Genomic DNA, 16,730 nt, shown 5'->3' on the forward strand with positions numbered 1-16,730 from the left:
CGCGTCACGCCCGAAACGTGCCCGGCGGACGGAATGTTCCAGGGCCCCGGCCCAAGCGACACGGGAGAAAGGCCATGAGCGAACTCTTCGTCATCGTCGACATGCTCAACGACTTCCTGCGGCCGGAAGGCAAGCTCTACTTCCCCAAGGGCCAAACGACGATCGAGCCTCTAGTCCGGCTCAAGGCGGCCTACCGGGCGGCCGGGACGCCGGTCCTGTACGTAAGCGACGCCCACCCGGAAAACTCCGAGGAGTTCGCGGTCTGGCCGCCCCACTGCCTGGTGGGGTCCTGGGGGGCGCGCGTGGTGGACGAGCTGGCTTGCGAACCTGACGATCTGGTCCTGCACAAGGACGCCCTGAGCTTTTTTTCCGCGCCGGCCGCCGCCTCCCTGCTGCGGGGGCTGGGCGTCAGCCACGTGGTCATCGCCGGCGTGGCCACGGAATACTGCGTGCGGGCCTGCGCCCTCGACGCCGCCGCCAGGGGCCACCGGGTCACCGTGGCCCGGGACGCCATCGCCAGCGTGGACATCCGGGAGCATGACGGCCAAGAGGCCCTGGACGCCATGCGCCAAGGCGGCGTGTCCTTTGCCGACTGCGCCGAACTGTTGCGGGGCCTGGCCGAAAGGCGGCGGAAGCGCCTCACTTGTCCAGCTTGAAAAAGCCCACCAGGGCGACCAACTGTTCGGCTTGGCCGGAAAGTTCCTCGGACGTGGACGCGAGTTCTTCGGAAGCCGAGGCGTTTTCCTGCACGACCTTGTCGAGCTGCTGCATGGCCCGATTGATCTGCTCGGCCCCGGCCCGCTGTTCCCGGGAACTCTGGGCGATGTGCTCCACAAGCGCGGCCGTCCGGTCGATGTTTGGCAGCATGGCTTCCAGCTTTGCGCCGGAATCCTCGGCAATGGCCACGGATTCGGAAGACAAGGTCGATATCTCCGCGGCCGCCGCTCCCGAACGCTCGGCCAACTTGCGCACTTCCGAAGCCACCACCGCGAACCCCTTGCCGTGCTCGCCGGCCCGTGCGGCCTCGATGGCGGCGTTGAGCGCCAACAGATTGGTCTGACGGGCGATCTCCTCCACGACCACGATCTTGTCCGCGATTTGGCGCATGGCCTCCACGGTCTTCAGGACCGAACGGCACCCCACCTGGGCGTCGCCGGCCGCCTTCAGGGAAATGGCCTGTGTCTCTTCTGCGGCGGCGGAATTGCGCTGGATGCTCTCGGTAATCTGCTCCACGGACGTGGCGATTTGCTCCATGCTGGCCGCCTGGACGTCGGCTCCCTGGGAGAGCGAGGCGGCCGTGGCCGACAGTTGCTGCGCCCCGGAGGCCACGTTGTGCGAGGCGTCGTTGACACCGACAAGCGACTTGTTGATGTCCGCCACCATGGTGTTGAGCGAATTCGATATCCTGGCGAACTCCGCCGCGTAGCGCCGCGCATCAAGTTGCACGGTCAGATCCCCTTGCGAAACGCGCTCCACGGACTCCAGCACGGCATGCACCGGTCTCTTGATCTTTCTCCAGAGCAGATAGACCAACACGTTGGCCAAAAGCAGCACCCCCAACGCCGAAAGCATGGCGAACGTCTCGGCCAGCTTGAGGCGCTCGGCGTCCCTGCGGATGGCTTGCTCCCGCTCGGCGGTGACGGTCCGTATCCGCTTGAGCACCACCGACTTGATCTCGCGCCACAGGGGGGTTTCCTTGCCGTTCAAGAGCCGCGTGGCCTCGTCGAGCTTGCCGTCCTGGGCCAACAGCCGCACCCGGGCGCGCAGGGCGTGGGCCTGGTCCCACAGGTCGCGCAGCCTGCCGTAGTCGGCGGACGACGCGCCGTCCAGGGCTCGCGCCCGGTCCAGGGAGTCGAAAAACCCCTGGTTGGCGACGTCGTAGTTGCGTTGCGCCTTTTCGTCCCGGGGGTTGAGCATGATGTTGCGCGTGGCCTGTTCGGTTTGCAGGCCGTCGGCCCACATCTCGTGCAGGGCAGTGTTCAGGGGGAAATCGATTTCGCTGATATGCCTGTACGATTCGAGCGATTTGGAACCGCTCGAACCCACGAGCCCCATGTTCAGGGCCGCCAGTCCGGTCAACACGCAGGCGGTGACAAAAAACAATTTTTTCAGGGAGATCGCCATAGGCTCATTTCACCTCGTCCGGGCATTCTCCAGCCTTTTTCAACCATTTTCCGAAAAAATACCACCCCGTCAAACCAACTTGTTCCTTCGGTCGGACGCCACGCCCCCGGAGAACGAAAAACCGGCCGTTCCGGCCGGGCTTGCGTATGGGTATCCCCCCTGCATGTTTGACGAATACAAATCGTCATACGAATCGTGTCATGCGACGCGCTACCGTCTCCCGGCGTCTGCCACGCACAGGGCGCGCCCGCCCGTCACGGGCGGGGCGAATCCGCGCGGCAGTGGTGTTCCTCCACATCCACCAATCCCATGCGCATGGCGTAACGCACCAGCTCCAGCGGGGTCTTCAGCCCGAGCTTGGTCATGATGTTGGTGCGGTGGTTTTCCACGGTCTTGCGCGAGATGAAGAGCTTTTCGGCAATGGCCTTGGGCAAGTCCCCCTCGGCCAGGAACCTGAGGATCTGCTGTTCCCGACGAGTGAGGGCGTCGTAGGAGGAATGGGTCGAGCCGGTCTTTCGTTCGGCGTAGTCCATGAGGCGGCTGATCACCTGGGGCGAGATGGCGCTGTCGAGGTACTGTTCCCCCCGGCCCACGGCCTCCAGGGCCTGGATGAGCCGCTCCCCGGCTGATTCCTTCACGATGTAGCCCATGGCGCCGGCCCGGAAGCTCTCCGCCACCATGTCCATGGCCGAGTGCATGCTGAGCACGATGACGCGCGCCTTGGGGCAGACGGTCTTCATCTCGGCGATAAGCTCCATGCCGCTGGCGTCGGGCAGAGAGAGGTCCATGAGCACGCAGTCCGGGCGCAACTGGGCGGCCAGGCGCTTGGCCTCGGCCGCGTCTCCCGCCTCGCCGGCGGTGCAAAACGCCCCGGAAGCGTCCACCAGGGAGCGCACGCCCATGCGAAACAGGGGATGGTCGTCCACGATGAGGATCGAGCGGGGTTGATTCACGGTCTGGTCTCCATGCGGGCCGGGGCTTCCACCAGGATGCGCGTCCCCCCGCCGGGTGCGGAGCGGATGGCCAGCCTGGCCCCGATCAGGCGGGCGCGCTCGCGCATGCCGGCCAGCCCCATGCCCCGTTCGGAGGAAGTCGGCACGGCCGGAACATCCGGGGCGAACCCCGCGCCGTCGTCTTCCACGCGCAAAATCACGTTGGGATGCGAGGCCACCAGGGCCACCCGGACCCTTTCGGCCCCGGAATGCTTGCGGATGTTGGCCAGGGCCTCTTGCAGAATACGATACAGGTTGATCTGGGTCTCGAACCCGAGCTTGAGTTGGCTCATGCCGTCGGACGAGAAATCCACCCGGATTTCATGGCGGGCGGCGAACTCCTTGCACAGGCGGTAGGCCGCCGACGGCAGGCCGAGTTGTTCGAGTTCCGGGGGCAGCAGATCGTAGGCGATGGTGCGGATCTCGCCGATGACCGCGCCGGTCTGGCTGAGCAACCGGCCCACGTGGGCCGCGGTTTCCGGGGCCAGGGGGCCGTGGCGGGTCGGCAGGGCCTCAAGCTCCATTTTGATGAGGGAAAGATCCTGGGCGGCCTTGTCGTGCAGATCGCGGGCGATGCGTTGGCGTTCGCTCTCCTGGGCCCGGATGAGCTCGCAGGAAAGCCGGCCCAACCGGGCCTTGATGCGCCGCGACTCCACAATGCGTCCCAGCAGGTCGGCCACGGCGTCGAGCAGGTGGCGCTCCTCCCGCAGGAAGGGGCCTTCGCCGCAGTCGGGAAACTTTCTCAGGTACCGAACTTCCACCAGTCCGGCTTGCTCGCCGCGCAGGCGCACCGGGCTCGCCTGCACCCAGGGCGTGGCCGCGTAGCCCTCGGTTCGGTAGTCCTCCCCCTCCACGGCCACCCTGGCGCAGGCCGCCTTGGGGTGCTGCCAGGACTCGCGCACCACTTCGGCTATGCCCTTGGCCAGGTCGGCGGTGGAAAGGTCCTCGTTCTGGGAGAGCCGGGTGATGCGGTAGAGGCAGTTGAGCTCTTTGACCCGCTCGCGCAGGGCGTGCAGGACCTGGCTGTGGGCGGCCAGCAGTCCGTGCGGCCCCCTGGAGGCGCTCCGGCGTCGGGAAACGCCTCCCCGCGGCCGCGCGTGGGCCCTGGGCGCGCGTCTGGCCCTTCTGAAGGGCGACGGAGACGGAAAGGCTGAGGCTGACATGGCGGAGAGGGTCGCCTTTTTCCTTGGGGATGACAACATCCGGGTGGAGACGGCACACGACCGGCCGACCGCCCCGCCTGTCGAAACGCCGCGAAAGGGGCGAAGCGGCCGAAACCGCCCCGCCCCAGCCGCATCAGGCGAGCAGAATCCCGCGCGCGGCTTCATCCTGGATGGAAGTGATGAAGGGCACTCCGGTCTCGCGTTCGGTCTCCCGGTTGGCGGAGGCGATGTCCTGCCGGGTGATCTCGCCGACCGAGAACTTGCGCGCTCCGGCCAGGAGCTGTTGCAGTCCCGCGCCGAGCTTGTCCATAAGGGTGCAGATGGCCACCGCGCCGTAGGGCACGTTTTTCATCTCGTCCGCGCCGACCTTTTTCTTCACCGCGGCCCAGCCGGCGAAGATTTCCTCGGGGGTATCCCCCAGGTCCTTGACGGCCTTGGGCAGGGATTCCCAGTTGCCGCACACGGCGTCGCGCCGATCCGGGTTCAGGGCGCCTTCAATGTTCGAGCCCAGAAAGCCCGGAATCATGACCGCCCGGCCCATGCAGATGAGCTTGGTGTAGGGCGCGCCTAGGGCCAGGGCCTTGAAGATGTGGTCCTCCCGGGCGAAGCCGCCGGCAAAGGAGAGGTCCACCACCTTGCGTCCCCTGGCGGCCAGGAGCGACGCGTATTCATGGGCCTTGGCGTGGAGCAGGAGGGAAGGCACGCCCCAGGTTTCCATCATGTTCCAGGGGCTCATGCCGGTGCCGCCGCCCGAGCCGTCGATGGTGAGGAGGTCCAGATCGCAGTCGCTGGCGTAGCGGATGGCCATGGCCAGGGCTTCCATGCCGTAGGAGCCGGTCTTGAGGGAAATGCTCTTGTAGCCCAGCTTGCGCAGGTGCTCCACGCTGGAAAAGAAATTGTCGCGCACGGCAGCTTCGCTGCCCAGGTCGGTGTAGCCCAGGCGGGAGTGGCGGGCGAAGCCCTTGACCGCGCCCGAGCCGTAGGCTTCGCGCACTTCCTTGAGCTCGGGGTCCGGGTCCACCAGATAGCCGCGCTCCTTGAGGAACAGGGCGTACTCCAGGCTTTTCACCTCGATCTCGCCGCCGATGTTCTTGGCCCCCTGCCCCCACTTGAGCTCGATGACGACCTTGTCCCCGTGCTTGTCGATGACGTACTCGGCCACGCCGTTGCGGGTGTCCTCCACGTTGAGCTGCACGATCACAGCGCCGTGGCCGTCGAAGTAGCGCATGTAACCGTCAATGCGCCGGTCGAGCTCGGGCGCCTTGGAGATGCGGCCCCGGGTGAGAATGGATTCGCGGTCCACGCCCACCACGTTCTCGCCCACCACGATGGGCACGCCCGACAGGGAACACCCCGTGGCGAAGGAGTCCCAATACTTGGCCGCGATGAACGTGGAGCCAAGCGCCCCGGTCATGAGCGGCATGCGGACCTTGTGGCCCTTGCCGAAGGTGGTTTCCAGGCCCACGTTGGTGAACAGACAGTCGTCCGGGCTGTTGGTGCGGCCCGCGCCCACGGCCTTGGCCCCGTAGTTGTATCCCTGGATGCGCAGGGCGTTGTAGTTCACGCCCACGTGGCTGGTGTTGCCGCTGCCGGCCGTGACCAGACCGAAGTCGCGGGGATAGAGCATGGCGCGGCCCTTGAGGCTGGACATCCAGGTCTCGCACTTGCCCTGGCAGTCGGCCCGGCAAAGGGTGCACAGACCCGATTCGGCGATGTTGCCCCGGTTGACGGTGCCCAGAACGTCGTTGGCTTTGGAAAGGCTGATCATCTGTTCTCCTGGTGGGTGTTGCGGTTGGGGGCTGGCGCGCCGTTTAGGCGCGCAGGTGGTCCTTGATGCTTTTCAAGTCGTGGCGAAGGTCGGCCAGCTCCGCATGGATTTGATGCATGCGGCTGGCGAGTTGAGTCACCTGGTCCGTGAGCGCCCTGGCTTCCAGGGCCTCGTGTTTTTCCTGAATCATCCGCTTCTGGGCGTATTCCGCGTCGTGGGACATGATGCCTCCTGTCTGGTGTGTTCGCCGGGCGGGAGGCCGGCGTGGAGCTTTCGTTTGCCCGTCCCGGGCGTTCTCCTCAGGTTTCCGTAAGGATAACACTGGAGAAGCGCGTCCTTGTCCATAGGACGAAGGAACGAATTCCCGGGACATCGTCCCGGTTTGTCCGGGAAGCGAGGGAAAAACGGAGAGAAGGTGGGGGAAAACGTCGTATGGAGAAGGTCAGAAGAAACCGGGCCCGCGGCGCATGCAGCCCGCCCAAAACGTCGATTCTTGCAGCCTGTTCAAAACACTTGCTGGCAAGACGCAAGAAAAAATCAAGCCCGAAACGAAGTTGGCATCCGTTGAGGGGTTGCTTGCTTTTCGCAGCAACGCAGCCAGCAAGAATTTTTCAACAGGCTGCTATGCGACCCGAAACGCGAACCCCTTTCCCCGCGGGAGCGGCCGCCACCGCGTCGCCCCGCTCAAGGAGCGGCGGGCTGGCGCACGTTGCCGGACACGAGCTTGTTCGCTGCGATAAAGTCGTACACGCTCTCGGCAATGAGCGCATAGCCCGCTTCGTTGTAGTGCAGGGTCACGTCTCGAAACAGGGCGCACGGGTCCGTGTCGCCCGTGTGCCGCAAAAAAATCTCGCCGGTGTTGAGCACGCGTATGCCTTCGCGCTCCAGATCGCGCATCATGGACTCGTATATCCATGTTCCGCCGTCGATGCGGCTCTTGATGTCTCTACAGCCAGGGATGAACACGATGAGTGGCGTCTTGTTGCGCGCCGCGCATTCCCGCGCGAATCGCTTCATGATGTCCAGGGTGACCAGATAGGCATCCGAATCGTGGGTTTTGTCGAAAAACTCCTCATAGAACAGCTTTCCGTTCACACGGCTTGCCACACGCTTGCTGAACAAGGCCTTGAGACACGATACGACGTAAGGGAATTGCGGCCGGATCGTGAAATTGTGCGTATTCGGGAGAAAGTACTCGTGATGCAGAAACGCTTCAGGCGTGTCGATCATCCTGAAGAACTCCCGTTTTTCCAGCGTGGGCAAGGCGACCCTGGTCAACTGGCCCTTTTCGTGAATGAAACGCGGCTTGAGCAGCGTCTCGGCCCGGGGGCTCAACAAGGCGCGATACTGGTTGACGTTTCTGAGGATGTCTTCCGTCCAGAAACACAGCATCGCCAGGGGAGCGTCGTCATGGACATTGGTTTCGAAGCGGATCAGGGCCTGGTCCGTCCCGAACCCGATGACCCCGAAGTTGAGCACCCGACAGCCGAGCTTTTGCGAAAGGAGGTTGGGCCAGGCATGGCTGTCGTCCACCCCGGTCGACCAGGCGAAGGAGTCGCCATACACCGAAACGCAGGGCGTGCCCCCCCGCGACTCCGCATTGGACGGGCTGGTCCGCGCGCCCGTGGCGTCCGATCCGACAGCGTTTTCCCGAAACGGCCATCCCGTGTCCGGATCGCGCGTGCGCGTGTAGCGTTCATAGTCCACGGACGCCGCGTCCGGCGCGTAGAAGATCAGCCCCTTGCCGGAAAGATAGCGCACCACGAAAAACGACAGGACCTCGATGACCGCCATGGTGACCACAACCATCACAAGACCCATCATCATGCGGGACCACCCGCCGCGTTGTTCTGGAATCATGACTCGCTCAACGGTTCTCGTTCGAGGGTTTTCGAAGTCTCAGCGCCCGGCCTGCGCGCCCGGACCCCGCCGGCATCAGGGCGGCGACCAGCGCACACGCGCACAAGTCCATGCGCATACCCGCAATCCGCGCATCGCACCAGCCAGGGCCGGGGCCCATCCGCCCCCGAAGACCGCAAAGCATGCCGCGCGTCGCAGGCGCCTTCCGGGGCGCGCGTCCGGCCCGCCCCGCCGAGCCGGCGGGCCGCATCCCGGCGCACTGTCCCCCTGGCCGCGCGGCCCTCTGGAATCATGGAAAATACCGCCTTGGCAGACTCGCCGCTCTTCGCTATCCTAATGAGAAAGCGTCGCTTTGGTTGTCCTAACGAAAGTTGTCCAGAAAAAGACCCGCGTTGGCGTTCTCGATTTGACGAGCGCCAAGCGATTCGTATTTCCCGGAAAGCGACCGAACGTTCACCCGTGGCCACGGAAGAATGCAAAGGCCGACGGCGAGAGGGAGCGCGCCCCCGAACACGGGAGCGTTCTCGAGGCATCAGCATGCGTATCCTGCACCTGGACTCGGACGACATTGAAAACCCTCTCGGCGGCGGCCAGCCCGTGCGGACCTTCGAAGTCAATCGACGGCTGGCCGAGCGCCACCGGATCACCGTGGCCACCGCCACATACGCCGGGGCCAAGCGGGATCTCGTCCGGGAGGGCGTTCGCTACCGACGCTACGGCCTGAACATTCCCGGCCTGGGCCTGTCGCCGCACCTGACCTTTTTGGCCTCGCTGCCCTTTGTGGTCCCGCGCCTGCCGCACGACCTCCTGGTCGAGGAGTTCGCCCCCCCCGTGGGATTCGCGCTGACCCCCCGGTGGACCCGCGCCCCGGTCGTAAGCGTTGTCCAGTGGTTTTCCTTCGCGGCCTGGGAAGCGCGCTACCATCTGCCCTTCACGCGCTGGATGCGGGCCTTGGCGCGAAAGGGACTGTATCGACGCTTTATCGTACAAACGCACGCCATGCGTCGCGTTTTCGAAGAAATGGTCCCGGGCTGCATCGTCCGCCGCATTCCCTGCGGCGTGTCCGAGTCGGCCTTTCTCCCCGTGACGGGCAATGCGGGCGATTTCGGCCTCTATCTCGGACGGGTGGAAGCCCAGGAAAAGGGACTGGCCAGGCTGCTGCGCATATGGCGCCAGGCCGCGCCGGACATCCCGCTGGTGATCGCCGGCGACGGGCCGGACCGGGAAAGCCTGCAAGCCTTTTGCGACCAAAACGGCCTGTCGGGCGTGGTCCGACTGGTCGGCATGGTGCACGGGGAGGCCAAAAACGCCCTGTTGCGCGACTGCCGCTTTCTGGTCATCCCGTCGCGGGCCGAGACCTTCGGCATCGTCGCCTTGGAGGCCATGGCGGCGGCAAAACCCGTGATCGCCTTTGACATCGCCCATCTCAACGAGGTGGTGCGCCCGCAATGGGGAATTCTCGCCCCGGAAAGCGACGAGCCGGCCTTCGGCCGGGCGGTCCGCGCCCTGTGGGACTCCCCGGAAGCGGCCGTCGCCCTGGGCCGGGCCGGGCTCGATGCGGCGCGGGGCCACACCTGGGACCGGGTCGCCAGGGAACAGGAAGCATTCTATTGCGAAGCGTTGCACGAGGCCGAAGCATGAAATTCGCGGTGTATCAACCTTGGATCTACCTGTACGGCGGCATCGAGCGTTCGCTGCTGCAACTCGTGTCGCGCAGCCGTCACCAATGGAAAATCTATACCGGACACTATGCGCCGAGCACCACGTTTTCCGGATTTCAACGGTACGACGTGACCGAACTGCGGCATTTGTCCGTCGATCGAAAAATCAATTCGGTCCTGGTCTCCGCCCTGCGCCTCCTGACGCAACGCGTGCCGACCGACGACGTGGACGCCCTGGTCATCTGGTGCGACGGTCTGGGCGACCTGCTCACGTTCCGCAACCACACCCTGCCCCTCTTCAACATTTGCAGCACCCCCCTGCGCGCCGTGTTCGATCCGGTCTACATGCGTCAGGCGCTGGCTTCGCGGACCACTTTGCAACGGCTCTGCTACAGGTTTTTCGCCAACATGTTCCGGGGGTGCGACCGCCTGGCCTGGAAACGCTACGACGGCGTCATCGCCACCAGTCTGGAGGTCGAACGCCGCATTCTCCAGGGCGGGCTGTACCGGAAAGGCCCGGGCATGCGGCTTTTGCATCCCGGCATTGACTGGAGCGCGATCCGGCCGAGCGACACCTTCGAGCCCATGCTGCTCATTCCCGGGCGCATCATGTGGACGAAAAACATCGAATTTGCCCTGGAAGCCTTTCTCCGCGCCCGCCTCCCGGCTCCGTGGAAGGTGGTCGTGGCCGGATTTGTGGACGCCAAGAGTCAGGGCCTGCTGGGCGCGCTCAAACGGCGTTTTTCGGCCGCCGACCGGGTGGAATTTCTTGTCGCGCCCTCCGACGAAACCCTGCATGCGCTGTATCAGAGGGCGTCGGCCATTCTTTTTCCTCCCCTGAACGAGGACTGGGGCATCGTTCCCCTGGAAGCCATGGCCCATGGCAAGCCGGTTGTGGCCATGGACGCCGGGGGGCCGCAAGAGAGCCTGGTCCACGGCAAGACGGGCTGGCTGCTTCCGCCCGACCCGGACCGCTGGGCCGAAGTGCTGCGGGAGATTTCCGCGAACGAACCCAAGCTCCGCGTTCTGGGAAAACAGGGGCGCGAACGCGCGGCCCTCTACGACTGGTCCTCTTTTGTCGACGGCATTGACGACGCGTTCGAGGAATGGACGCTCGCGCACCCGCAATACCGCGCCCGCCGACAGGGCAAACGCCAAGGGAATTCTTCCATATGAGCGGCATCAAGAAAGACTGGACGGACGCCGTGTCCGAAAGCATGGACACAGAGTGGACGTTTTCCATCCGCGAGATGATCAACCGCGTCTTCTTGCACGCCAAGGTGGTGACCGTCTGCGCGGTCATGGTTCCGACCCTCGCCCTGGGGCTTACGTACCTGCTGCCGGCCAACTACAAAAGCTCGGCCAAGGTGCTCATCAAGTACGACGACACCGGTTCGTCGTTCTTCAGCGAAATCGCCGCGCCGCGCGGCCAGATCGTCTCCGGGCAGGGCAACGCGGAGTTGCTGCGCAGCGTGACCGTCTGCGCCAAGGTGGTCGAAACCCTGTCGCTCCAGGCGAGCGACATCAAGCGTCCCGCTCTCGAAGTCATCGTCAGCCGCCTCATCCAGGCCTGCCGGCACGTTTTCAAACCCGGCGCCGCGCCCGTCCCGGGAGAACGCGACATCACCCAGTTGGCCAAGGAGCTCAAGGAATCCATAAAGGCCACGACCATCCAGAAGCCGCACGCCGACCTGCGCGTGAGCGACGAACTCATCGAGGTGACGGTCGAATCCCCAAGCAGCCGGCTGGTGGCCCCCATCACCCGGGAAGTCTGCCTCCAGTTCATAGACGAATATTTTCGACGCTACGTGGCCGAAGCCCAGAAAGCCTACGACTACCTGACCAAGCAGGTCGAACTCGCCTCTTCCCTTCCCGCCGGAGCGTCCGGCGGAAACGCGGCCTCGGCCTGGGGCGACACCAGGATCAACTCCAATCCGATCGTCGAGAGCGCCGCCCGGCAGGTGGCGAGCCTGGAGCTCGAAGTCGCCCGCCTGAGCAACATCTACAACGCGGGAGCGCCGGAACTCGCCAAAACCCAGGCGGATCTGGAACGCGCCCGGGCCATTTTGGCCAAGTTCGAAAAATCAGAGACTTCGCGCGCCGTGCTCAGCATGCTCAAGGACAAGCAGCAGCAGGCCCTGATGACCCTGCAACTCTATCAGAACCGCCTGATTCCGGTCTCCATCGTGGAGATGCCCGTCGCGCCCCGCGTCTCGACCACGGGGACCATTTTCCGCTATGTCCTGGCGGGCGGGGCCGGCGGCGTGCTCGGCATTTCCCTGGGCATCACCATGGCCCTGTTCCTTGCGGCCCTGGACCGCAGGCTCTACACCCCCTGGGACTGCGAACGCACCAGCGGGCTCGATCTGGCCGGCAGCGTTCCCCGGGTCGCTCGGCTCGCCAATGGCGCGCCCGAGCTTTCCGATCCCCCCATCCCGGAATTTTCCCGCGCCATCGTCTCCATACTCGGGGCCATGGATATCGCCGGCGGCGGCAAGGTGATCACCGTGACCTCCCCCTCGCGCAAAGAGGGCAAGACGCTTTTCATCGTGGAGATGGCCAAGGCCATGCTGCACGGCGCCCGGCAGCGCGTCCTGCTCATTGACGGCGGATTTTTGACCCAGGGACTTTCGCGCCTGTTCGGCCGCGCCAACACCCCGGGGATCATCGAAGTGCTCGCCGGCGAAGTCTCCATCGAGGAGGTGGTCAAACCGTCGTCCCTGCCCGGACTCGACCTCATGCCGAGCGGCAATCTCGAAGACCGACTCAAGCTGGGCTACTACCGCAACGCCTTGTGCGACCTGCTTGCCGCCCTGCGCGAGCGCTACGACCTCATCCTGATCGACACCGACGGGATTCTGAACTCCCCGGACGCCGTCCTCCTGGCCTCCACGGCCGAACGCGTGCTCACCGTGGTGCGCTACGGAACCACCAGACACGAAACCCTCTCCCAGGCGCTGCGGCAACTGGCCAGGCTCGGCGTCAAGCCGTTCGGCCTCCTGCTCAACGGCAGACGTTTCCCGGTGCCTTCGTTTTTCTATGGGTAGCGGGGAGCAAAGCCGGACGGAGAGCGCGGCGACGCTGGCCATGGCGGCGTTTCTGGCGGTCGTGGCCGCGGTCCTTGTCGCGGTGTCGTCCGACTGGCCGCCCATCCACCGCTTGGCCCTTCTGGCGGCCGGGCCCGGGGCGTTCCTCCTGGTCATCATGCCCAACCCGAGGCTGGCCCTGGCCGCCGGGTGGATTTTTCTCCACCCCCTGGCCATCGAACGGGTCTTTGTCGCCGGAACGGCCTTTCACCCCGATTTCTTTCCGCCCGTCTGGGTGTTTTCCGCTTCGGACGTGGCCTTGATCCTGCTGATCCTGCTGCTGCTCCTGGAGCGTCTGTCGCCCGGCAATCGTCAGCCTGGACTTCCGGCGGCGGCGCTGCCGCTTTTCCTGATGGGCATCTGGGGCGCGGCGCTCACCCTGCGCTCGGGCACCGGCGCCGCCGGGATTCTGGGGACGCTTCACCTATTCAAAATGGCCGTGTTCGTGACGGCGTTGAGCCTCTCCATACGCAACCGCCGGGAGTTCCGCATCATCCTGGTGTGCATGGGGGCGGCCGTGGCCCTTCAGGCGGCGTTCATCGGCCTCTCCCTGGCGAGGTCGAGCACCTGGTCCTTTTCCACAAGGCCCGCGGGAGACCTCCAGCCGTTTTCCGGGGAAGCGGGCGAGTCGATCCTGCGCGCCACGGGAACCGTGGGACACACGAACGAGGAAGCCGCGTTTCTCACCTTCTTCGGCCTGCCGCTGACAGCCCTGCTGGCCGCGCGCAACGCGGCCTGGCGCTGGAGCGCGTCGCTCCTGCTGGCGGTCACGGGCCTGTCCCTGGTGCTGACCTATTCGCGCTCCGCCTGGCTTTCCGTGAGCCTAGGCGTGGCCGGCGTGGTCTGGGCGACCCTGCGCCGCCGCAGGCTGATTCGAATGCTGTTCGCCTGGAGCGTTCCGGTGTTGTGCCTCTGCGCCCTAGTGGGGGCCTTCGACGGGCAAAAGATATACGAACGACTGGTTCATGGGGACGAAGGCGCCACCGCCTCCCGAAAGCGGTCCATCGACCTGGCCCTCGCCCTGGCGCGGATAGCCCCCCTGACCGGGGTGGGGCCGGGCGGCTTCGCCAAGGCGGCCCTGGAGGCGTTCCCGGTACAGGTCCAAACCACGCGCTGGCGCGCGGAGAATCCAAACCAGTCCCCGGAGCCCCCCTATTACGGCCGGCTCGAAGTGACCCCCATGCTCGGCAAGGACGGCCGGGAGTACGCCTATCCGCTGTTGGTCCACAACAAAGTCCTGCTCGTCCTCACGGAGGAGGGCGCGGTGGGCTTGTCGCTGTTTTTCCTTTTCCTGCTGCTGGTGCTGCGCCAAAACCTGGCCATGACCAAGTCCGCCGATCCCTGGACGGCCCGGATGGCCTCCGGGCTTCTGGGCGCCTTTCTGGCCTCCCTGGCGTACATGCAGCTGGACCTTTTCGCCAACGACAAGTCCATGGAAATCCTGCTCACCGTGCCGGCGCTCATTCTGGCCCTGGGGCGCATGACCGCCTCGGGAAAGACGCCCGCCGCATGAAGGGCGCATCCAACATTCTGCGGGGAAGCGCGTTGCTGGCCCTGGCCCGGATCCTGGGCTCCGGGACGGCGCAACTGCTCTACTGGATGTTGGCCCGCGCCTCCATGTCGGATTTGGGCGTCTACAGGACCGTGCTGGTCTTCTTCTTCGCCGCCGAGGCCCTGCCGCTTTTGGGCATGAACCAGTACCTGGTGCGCGAAATGGCCAAAAATCCGGGCGCCACGGGGGCGTGTCTGCGCAGCGCCGCCCGCCTGGCCGCGCCGGTGACCCTGGCCGGGGGAGCCGGGCTTTTCCTGCTCGCCCACTCCGGAGTCTACGGACCGGACATCTCCCGGGGGCTGTTCTGGGTGCTGGCCACCCTGCCCGCCTCGGCGGTCGTTCTCATCGCCCAGTCCGTCCTGGTCGGGCGGGATCGCAGCGCCACCCTGGGCCTGCTGCAAAGCGCAGAGAGCTGCCTGCGCACCTTCGCGAGCATCGCCCTGTTGCTGCTCGGATTCGGGGTGGACAGCCTGCTCGCCGTCCTGGCCCTGGTGCGCTGGCTCTTCGCCGCGCTCTACGGGGCGCGGGTGCTCCCCCTGGCGCGGCCCGATCCGCTCCGTTTCAGCGCGAAAGACTCCTTGCGGGACTTCGCCGGCCAGATTCCCGTCTTCGCGGCCATCACCTTCCTCTACATCGTGTTCCGGTTTTCGCCCCAGGCCCAGATCGCCCTGATTGGCGGCGAAGCCGAAGCCGGGGTGTTCGCCGTGGGCTATCAGGTGATGGACCTCGTCCTGCTCGTTCCCACCGCGGTGGCGGTCAACTTCATGCCGCTGCTGGCGCGGGCGGCGGAGATTTCACCAGGCAACGTGGCCCGCGCCTGCGGACGCCTGCTCGCCCTCACGTCGGCGGCCGTTCTTCCCTGCGTGATCCTCGCCGGCCGCCTTGCCGACCCGCTGGTGCGCGTCGTGTTTCCCAAGGCTTGGCCCGACGCCGTCACTGCCGTGCACTGCATGTTGTGGACGGCGTTTCTGCTCTGCCTGGACCAGGCGCTTTCCACGCTGCTGGTGGCCTGCGGTCGACAGGACGCGGACCTGCGCAGCCTGGCCGTCGGCGCGGCGGCGACCGTCGTCCTGACCCCGCTGGCCGCCTTGTGGGCCGGAGCTTCAGGCGCGGCGGGAGCGCTGGTCTGTGTGGCGCTGCTGCTGGTCGCGGCGCGCCTCGTCGCCATCCGCGGGGTCGCCCCCGGTCTGCTCCGGGCCGGCCGCCTGCCGCTGACTCTGGCGGGCGGGACGGTCATGGCGGGCGTGACCTGGGCCTTTCGCGACCCCCTTTCCGCCGTAGTGGCCGGAAGCGGCGCGTATGGCCTCATGGCCGCGGCCTTTTTTGCGTTTCACCGACATTCGACAAGGAAATCCCCTATGGCCGCCAGGCACACGACAAACGTCGACGCCCGGACCAACGGTCCGCGCATCGGACTGGACGCGCACATTCTCGGTTCGGGCAAGGGCGGCGTGGAGCAATGCGTGCGCCAGTTGTGCCGGCATCTGCCCGGCGTCGCCCCACAGGCCCGCTTTTATTTTTTCATCCGGCGCGGCTACGTTCCGGACTGGCTCCTCCAGCCCAACGCCGTCTTCGTCCCCTTGCCGGACGCGCCCCTGTTGGCGCAACGATTCCTGGCCCTGCCCTTTCTCGCCAGACGCCACGGGCTGGACCTTCTCCATGTGCAGCGCATCTGTCCCGTGCTGGCCGGATGCCCGGTGGTCGTCTCCGTCCACGACATCTTTCCGGTCCTGCATCCCGCCGACCACCCCGGCATGCGCGACGCCTTCGTGCGCGCCCTGACCGGCCCGAGCATCACGCTCGCGCGCCTCGTCCTGACCGTGAGCGAAACCTCCCGCGCGGACATTCTGCGCCGCTACAAAACCCCGTCGGACAAGGTCCGGGTCATCCTCAACGGGGTGGACCCTTTCCCCGCCCTCGCGCAGACCGTCCAGCATTCCGGGGAAGGCCGCATGCTTTTCGTCGGAGCCCTGGAGCCCCGGAAAAACCTGGAAGTCGCTCTCCGGGCGTTTGCGCTCTTTCGAAAAGCATGCCCCGAAGAGCGGACACAATTCGTGCTGGTGGGAGGAGAACGCCAGCCCGGCTACCGTCGCCGGCTCGAAACCCTGGCCGAAACGCTGGGCCTGGCCGGATCGGTGCGGTTTGCCGGATACGTGGACGACGACACGCTCGCCGGCCTGCTGCGCGGCGCGCGGCTTCTTGTCGCCCCGTCCCGGGCCGAGGGCTTCAACATCCCGCCGCTCGAGGCCATGGCGGCGGGGACGCCGGTCGTCTGTTCGGACATCGCCGTGCATCGGGAGTTGTTTTCCGGCGCCGTCGAATTTTTCCCCCCGGACGACCCCGCGGGCCTGGCCGACGCCATGCGCCGAACGTGGTCCGGCTCCCCGGCCCGCGAAGCCCGGCTCGCGGCCGGAAGAACGCTCGCCGCGCGGTTGACCTGGGAACGCAACGCCCGGGAACATTGGAACGTCTATTCGTCCCTCACGAGCGCGGGACACGGACGGCGACCGTGAACCGGCAGAAG

At 65.9% G+C, this 16,730-nt stretch carries 12 protein-coding genes; 6 read left to right on the forward strand and 6 right to left on the reverse strand.

Annotation, left to right across the window (positions count from 1 at the left end):
- The first annotated feature begins 74 nt into the window (after positions 1 to 74).
- Positions 75 to 656, forward strand: a complete 582-nt coding sequence (locus ACYQ01_RS10240) for a cysteine hydrolase family protein (protein ID WP_459933745.1) — start codon at positions 75 to 77, stop codon at positions 654 to 656.
- Here ACYQ01_RS10240 and ACYQ01_RS10245 read toward each other — a convergent pair.
- The 6 genes from ACYQ01_RS10245 to ACYQ01_RS10270 all read right to left on the reverse strand — a co-directional run bounded on the left by ACYQ01_RS10245 (position 640) and on the right by ACYQ01_RS10270 (position 7,874).
- Entirely contained in the window at positions 640 to 2,124 is a 1,485-nt protein-coding gene (locus ACYQ01_RS10245; RefSeq protein WP_459933746.1) for a methyl-accepting chemotaxis protein, read from the reverse strand. The genes ACYQ01_RS10240 and ACYQ01_RS10245 overlap by 17 nt on opposite strands.
- 254 nt (positions 2,125 to 2,378) lie before the next feature.
- Positions 2,379 to 3,077 carry a response regulator gene (locus ACYQ01_RS10250; protein WP_459933747.1) on the reverse strand — a complete coding sequence of 233 codons (699 nt, stop codon included), beginning with the start codon at positions 3,075 to 3,077 and terminating at the stop codon, positions 2,379 to 2,381.
- Positions 3,074 to 4,279: a sensor histidine kinase gene (locus ACYQ01_RS10255; RefSeq protein ID WP_459933748.1), complete on the reverse strand. Its 1,206-nt coding sequence runs from the start codon at positions 4,277 to 4,279 to the stop codon at positions 3,074 to 3,076. Before ACYQ01_RS10255 ends, ACYQ01_RS10250 begins: the two co-directional genes overlap by 4 nt.
- A 133-nt stretch (positions 4,280 to 4,412) precedes the next feature.
- Positions 4,413 to 6,047 (reverse strand): glutamate synthase-related protein, encoded by a 1,635-nt coding sequence (locus ACYQ01_RS10260; RefSeq protein ID WP_459933749.1) that lies wholly within the window; start codon positions 6,045 to 6,047, stop codon positions 4,413 to 4,415.
- 43 nt (positions 6,048 to 6,090) lie between these two features.
- The gene (locus ACYQ01_RS10265) at positions 6,091 to 6,270 is read right to left on the reverse strand and encodes a hypothetical protein (protein WP_459933750.1); all 180 of its coding nucleotides are present in this window, start codon (positions 6,268 to 6,270) and stop codon (positions 6,091 to 6,093) included.
- 461 nt (positions 6,271 to 6,731) lie between these two features.
- The gene (locus tag ACYQ01_RS10270) at positions 6,732 to 7,874 is read right to left on the reverse strand and encodes an SGNH/GDSL hydrolase family protein (RefSeq protein ID WP_459933751.1); all 1,143 of its coding nucleotides are present in this window, start codon (positions 7,872 to 7,874) and stop codon (positions 6,732 to 6,734) included.
- 570 nt (positions 7,875 to 8,444) lie between these two features.
- On the opposite strand from ACYQ01_RS10270, the gene ACYQ01_RS10275 reads away from it, so the two are divergent.
- Genes ACYQ01_RS10275 through ACYQ01_RS10295 form a run of 5 tightly spaced genes read left to right on the forward strand, consistent with a single transcriptional unit; the run spans position 8,445 to position 16,719 of the window.
- Positions 8,445 to 9,548 carry a glycosyltransferase family 4 protein gene (locus ACYQ01_RS10275; protein WP_459933752.1) on the forward strand — a complete coding sequence of 368 codons (1,104 nt, stop codon included), beginning with the start codon at positions 8,445 to 8,447 and terminating at the stop codon, positions 9,546 to 9,548.
- Positions 9,545 to 10,744 (forward strand): glycosyltransferase family 4 protein, encoded by a 1,200-nt coding sequence (locus tag ACYQ01_RS10280; protein WP_459933753.1) that lies wholly within the window; start codon positions 9,545 to 9,547, stop codon positions 10,742 to 10,744. Before ACYQ01_RS10275 ends, ACYQ01_RS10280 begins: the two co-directional genes overlap by 4 nt.
- Positions 10,741 to 12,615: a tyrosine-protein kinase domain-containing protein gene (locus ACYQ01_RS10285; RefSeq protein WP_459933754.1), complete on the forward strand. Its 1,875-nt coding sequence runs from the start codon at positions 10,741 to 10,743 to the stop codon at positions 12,613 to 12,615. Before ACYQ01_RS10280 ends, ACYQ01_RS10285 begins: the two co-directional genes overlap by 4 nt.
- A gap of 40 nt (positions 12,616 to 12,655) precedes the next feature.
- Entirely contained in the window at positions 12,656 to 14,167 is a 1,512-nt protein-coding gene (locus ACYQ01_RS10290; protein ID WP_459933755.1) for an O-antigen ligase family protein, read from the forward strand.
- Positions 14,164 to 16,719, forward strand: a complete 2,556-nt coding sequence (locus tag ACYQ01_RS10295; RefSeq protein ID WP_459933756.1) for a glycosyltransferase — start codon at positions 14,164 to 14,166, stop codon at positions 16,717 to 16,719. The genes ACYQ01_RS10290 and ACYQ01_RS10295 overlap by 4 nt, the downstream gene beginning before the upstream one ends.
- Positions 16,720 to 16,730 lie beyond the last annotated feature (11 nt).

This window comes from Fundidesulfovibrio butyratiphilus (assembly GCF_054657235.1).